Below are 5,699 nucleotides of genomic sequence, written 5' to 3' on the forward strand. Positions count from 1 at the left end.
CCTTACAACTATATAATAGCATATTTTGGTAGCGTTTGCAATAGGGAAATCTAACATTTTTTTTGTTGTGTTTCTTCATATATATATAGTTTATTTAGTTGAATTAATTAAAAAGAAGATGTTATACTAAAATAAGTACCTTATTTTTGTGTACTAATTTAAAGGAGGTATAGGATGGACGAATACAAGAAAACAGTGGAAGAAGTACAAGAAGAAACAGATACAATGATTGATAAAGGTCTGACGACCAAAGAAGCAGAGGAACGAAGTAAAAAACAAGGAAAGAATCAATTCGATGAAGCCCCCAAAGAATCACTCTTCAAAAAATTTATGCGTAGCCTTTCTGATTTTACAACGATTATTTTATTAGTTGCCGCAGTGATTTCTTTTTACACTGCATTTGCCACAGAACATGGAGATCTATTTGAAGGTCTATTGATCATCGCGATCGTTATCATCAATTCAGTGTTAGCCATTGTTCAAGAAGGAAATGCAGAAAAAGCACTGGAATCGCTTCAGGATATGAATAAACAAACGGCAACCGTGATCCGAGATGGTAAAGTAGAAAAAGTAGACGCGGAGAATTTAGTTGTTGGCGATGTGCTAGTGTTAGAATCGGGTTCAGCCATTACGGCAGATGCTCGTTTAGTAGAGACATCACAATTACGCGTAGAGGAATCTGCTTTAACCGGTGAAAGTGAGGCTGTCGAAAAAGACGCAGGCTACATAAGTCAAGAAGATGACTCTCTCGGTGACCAATTAAATATGGTCTTTAAAGGTTGTACGGTTGCTGCAGGTCGTGGAAAAGCGATTGTTACAGCAATCGGTATGCAAACGGAAATGGGTAAAATTGCTGGATTGTTAAATGATCATACCATGCAGAAAACACCATTGCAGGTTCGCTTGAACCAGTTAGGGAAGCGAATCAGTATCATAGCATTAGTAGCAGCTGGTTTAGTGTTTCTGATCGGTGAGCTTCAAGGGGAACCATTACTTGAAATGTTCATGACATCGATTTCACTAGCAGTAGCGGCAGTGCCTGAAACATTGACAGTTATCGTGACACTCACATTGGCTTACGGTGTTCAAAAGATGGCGAAAAAACATGCCATCATTCGACAACTCCCAGCTGTAGAAACACTTGGAACAGCTAATGTTATTTGTTCGGATAAAACAGGGACATTGACACAAAACAGAATGAGAGTCCGTCGTGTTTGGAGCAAAGAAGATGAGGTCACAGATATTGAAGATTCGATGACGAATAGTGCCATGGAAATCTTGAAGATGGCAGCTCTGTGTACGGATGTAACTGTGGAGAAAGAAGCCGATGAACTGATTGTCAAAGGAAATCCCACAGAAGCAGCAATCGTTCGTGCAGTCGAAGAAAATTATCATACAAAAGCAGAATTAGAAGAAAAATATCCGAGAATCGATGAGATCCCTTTCGATTCAGATCGTAAAATGATGACGACTGTCCATAAAATGGGAGATCAATATATTTCCATTACAAAAGGAGCATTTGATGTTTTAGCACCAAAATTTACTTCTGGAGATATTGAACAAGCTACAGTCGTTAATGATCGCTTCGGTAAGCGGGCATTACGTGTCATTGCTGTAGGTTATGCCACTTATGATGAAAAGCCCCAAGAGATCACTTCAGAGGCTTTAGAAAAAGATCTACGTTTGATTGGCTTAATCGGGATGATCGATCCGCCTCGTCCTGAAAGTAAGGGAGCAATCAAACGGGCGAAAAAGGCTGGGATAAAGACTGTAATGATCACTGGAGATCATGTAGTGACGGCTAGTGCAATTGCCAAAGAATTAGGGATCTTAACCAACAGTTCTGAAGCACTTTCGGGATCAGAACTACAAGCATTATCAGATGAAGAATTAGATGCTAAGGTCAAAGACCTTTCTGTATATGCTCGAGTGACACCTGAAGACAAAATCAGGATCGTTAAATCATGGCAACGTACAGGAGCGGTTGTAGCGATGACTGGTGATGGTGTCAATGATGCTCCTGCATTGAAAGCTAGTGATGTAGGTTGTGCCATGGGGATTGCTGGTACAGACGTTGCGCAGAGTGCATCAGATATGATTTTAACTGATGATAACTTTGCAACGATCGTTGATGCAGTGAGTCAAGGGCGATCCGTTTATCAAAATATTCGAAAAGCCATCAATTTCTTGTTGAGTTGTAACATCTCAGAGATTTTTATTGTTTTGCTTGCGATGTTGTTAGGTTGGGGAGCGCCTTTCACAGCTGTTCAGCTATTGTTTGTAAATGTGGTAGCAGATGGCTTGCCTGGTTTTGCTTTAGGTCGAGAACCAGCAGAAGCAGGAATTATGGATGAGCCACCGATTCCTAAAAATGAAGGGATCTTTGCCCGTGGGTTATCTAAAAAAATTGCTATTAATGCAGGTGTATTTACAATTGTCACTTTATTTGGTTACTATTTAGGTAGCTTTGTTGACACGATCAGTCCATGGGTCGATGCGAGTCAAGAAGTAGGTCAAACGGTAGCATTCTTGATTTTAGCGTATTCTTCAATTCTCCATGTATTCAATGTGCGGAGTAGTCAATCGATTTTCAAAGTCAATTTAGCATCGAATAAATCATTAGTAGAAATGGCGCTTCTTTCCGTAGTGATTACTACGATGGTCGCTTTATTACCATTTACCCAAGACTTGTTTGGATTAGTCCATGTGAGCTTGAATCACTGGTTCTTAGTCGTATTCTTGTCTATTATACCGATTGGTGTGAATGAATTGATTAAATTCCATCAATTGCCAGAAGTAGAAGAAGATGAAGAGGAAGAAGCAGTATCGTAAAAAGAGATACTGACTAAGTTTACAATTCTATAAAATAAGCCAAAGAAATCGGAAGATGGTGCGTACATTTTTCGATCTCTTCGGCTTTTTGTTTGAACTAATTTTGAAGAAAAAGCAGATCTACTCTGATCATGTATTTCTTCCTAAATGTCTTTTGGTAATTGGTTATAAAAAGCAGCTTTTGTTGCGCTGATATATGGGTTCAACCATAAATAACCAATGCCTAGTGTAGCGAGTGCTAAGATATGCCATCCAATAAATGACAAATCAAGCCAGAACAATTTCCCTTTGTAGCCATCCATTACTTTACGACTAGCGGTGATTGTGTCCAATACTTTTGGTTTTTCGCCAGTTTGTGTCACGATATCATAATAGATAAAATAACTTTGTGAGTAAGAATAACTTTTAATGATCCCAGGAATAACGAAAAGTAATGCCCATAGGGAAATGAAGATTGATGTTAGTAAAGCTATTAGAAATACGCCACCAAAGAATACGCCTGAAAATCCTCGGAAAGCATCTTTAAATGGTTCGATCGTATTTTTTTGCCCACGTAATAGATCCAAGTAAGTCCAAGAAATCCCGCTCATGAATAATGCGCTGATAATACCGGAAAAAATCCCGCCACCTGAACTACTGCTGCTTGAATTGGTCGTCATTTCCTGCATAACAGTACTGTTGTCAGGTGTGTTGGCAATGAATAAAGCGATAGGAAGAGCAATGATCAAAATAATAGCAATAGCAATCAGTGAAGGGATCAGATTTAATAAGATTGCTTGCCCCCAACGCCCCTTTAAGCTGTCTTTTGCTTGTTGTTTTAATTCGCCAGAAGATAACATATTTTTCACTCCTTTTTTATGATTAGTACAAGTATAACAAAGAAATTTTCTTTTGGCTTTAGGAATGATCTTACGTTATTGAAAGTTTTTCAAAAAAAGTGGATTAAATAAAAAGAGGGGTCTTGCAAAAAATAGCTAGAACGATTATGATGATGAGAGTTGTCATCGTGATTATATAAAGAAAGTAGGGAATTGAATGACGGAACCTGCCATTCGTTATCGTTTGATTAAAAAAGAAAAACACACAGGTGCGCGCTTGGGTGAATTGATTACGCCACATGGAACTTTTCCAACCCCAATGTTTATGCCTGTAGGTACATTAGCAACAGTTAAAACTATGTCACCTGAAGAGCTAAAAGAAATGGGTGCGGGAGTGATTTTGAGTAATACGTATCATCTTTGGCTTCGCCCCGGAGAAGACCTAGTCGAAGAAGCTGGTGGCTTGCATAAATTTATGAATTGGGATCAGCCGATCTTAACTGATTCGGGTGGTTTTCAAGTCTTTTCTTTAAGTGATATGCGTAATATCGAAGAAGAGGGAGTCCATTTTAAAAACCATTTAAATGGATCCCAAATGTTCTTGTCCCCTGAAAAAGCAATCAATATCCAAAATAAACTGGGTTCTGATATCATGATGAGTTTTGATGAATGTCCGCCATTTGACGAAAGTTATGACTACGTCAAAAAATCAGTGGAACGGACGTCTCGCTGGGCTGAACGTGGCTTGAATGCCCATGCGAATCCAGATCGCCAAGGATTATTTGGGATTGTCCAAGGCGCTGGGTTTGAAGATCTGCGCCGACAAAGTGCTAAAGACCTCGTAAGTATGGATTTTCCTGGCTATTCGATTGGTGGCCTATCTGTTGGAGAACCTAAATCTGAAATGAATCGTGTCTTAGAATTTACGACACCTTTGATTCCGGAAAATAAACCTCGCTATTTGATGGGGGTTGGAGCAGCTGATTCATTGATTGACGGTGTCATTCGTGGGATTGACATGTTTGACTGTGTATTGCCGACTAGAATTGCTCGTAACGGTACATGTATGACTTCTCAAGGAAGATTAGTGGTAAAAAATGCCCAGTATGCTCATGATTTCCGACCAATTGATGAAAAATGTGATTGTTATACTTGCAAAAATTATACACGTGCGTATATCAGACATTTGATTAAATGTGATGAGACTTTTGGTATTCGTTTGACTTCATATCATAATCTATATTTCTTGTTAAATCTAATGAAGCAAGTACGTCAAGCGATTATGGACGATAACCTATTAGAGTTTCGTGCGGCATTTTTTGAAGAATATGGGTTCAATAAAGAAAATGCGAAAAGTTTCTAGTTGTTTTTGCTAAATTTGGTTAAAAAACTAGTTTATAAACATATTTTCTGCTAAAGTGGTTATGTAGATAATTAGTGAGTGAGGTGAATAGAATGGGTTCATTACCAATGTTAGTGATGTTCGTTGCCCTATTAGGAATGTGGTTCTTTATGTCACGAACACAAAAGAAACAACAACAAGAACGTCAAAATTTACTGGATAGCATGAAACCAGGCGATGAGGTCGTAACAATCGGTGGACTACATGGTGTTATTTCAGAAATGGACAATGAAAAACGTACAGTTGTGTTAGACTGCGAAGGGATCTTCTTAGAATATGATCGTTCAGCTATCAAAACTGTGAAACCTGGAACAACGATCACGACAGATCCAACGGTTACTTCTGTTGAGGAAACAAAAGTGGAAGAAACCACAGTTGTCGAAGATCCAGCCCCATCTGAAGAAGAGCATGTGGAAGTAAAAGAAGCAGGAATCGACGAAGAGCCAAAAGTAAAATAATCAGTATTGGAAAATAAAACCAATCCTTGATCGATCGGATATACATGACTGTCTCAAAAAGAGTCAGTCATGTACATTCGGTCGTTTTTTATATTTTTCATTAAAAAGAGATATCCGTTTACTAGTAGCTATCGTTTGAAAATTTATTCACTTATGTTTAGTTATTTATTAGGGTTTACATCCAGGAAT

General features: G+C 38.5%; 4 protein-coding genes. 3 read left to right on the forward strand and 1 reads right to left on the reverse strand.

Going from position 1 to position 5,699, the window contains the following annotated elements; genetic code table 11:
* Nucleotides 1-174 precede the first annotated feature (174 nt).
* Entirely contained in the window at nt 175-2,832 is a 2,658-nt protein-coding gene (locus A5844_RS13720; RefSeq protein ID WP_086285720.1) for a cation-translocating P-type ATPase, read from the forward strand.
* 143 nt (nt 2,833-2,975) lie between these two features.
* On the opposite strand, the gene A5844_RS13725 is transcribed toward A5844_RS13720, so the two are convergent.
* Entirely contained in the window at nt 2,976-3,671 is a 696-nt protein-coding gene (locus A5844_RS13725; RefSeq protein ID WP_086285721.1) for a DUF975 family protein, read from the reverse strand.
* Between the two features lie 196 nt (nt 3,672-3,867).
* On the opposite strand from A5844_RS13725, the gene tgt reads away from it, so the two are divergent.
* On the forward strand, nt 3,868-5,013 hold the full coding sequence (gene tgt, locus A5844_RS13730) for a tRNA guanosine(34) transglycosylase Tgt (RefSeq protein WP_086285722.1): 1,146 nt from the start codon (nt 3,868-3,870) through the stop codon (nt 5,011-5,013).
* A gap of 92 nt (nt 5,014-5,105) precedes the next feature.
* A complete protein-coding gene (gene yajC / locus A5844_RS13735) occupies nt 5,106-5,510 on the forward strand; it encodes a preprotein translocase subunit YajC (protein ID WP_086285723.1) in 405 nt (134 codons plus the stop codon).
* Nucleotides 5,511-5,699: the final 189 nt, after the last annotated feature.

This window comes from Candidatus Enterococcus wittei (assembly GCF_002140175.1).
Classification (GTDB): domain Bacteria; phylum Bacillota; class Bacilli; order Lactobacillales; family Enterococcaceae; genus Enterococcus_B; species Enterococcus_B wittei.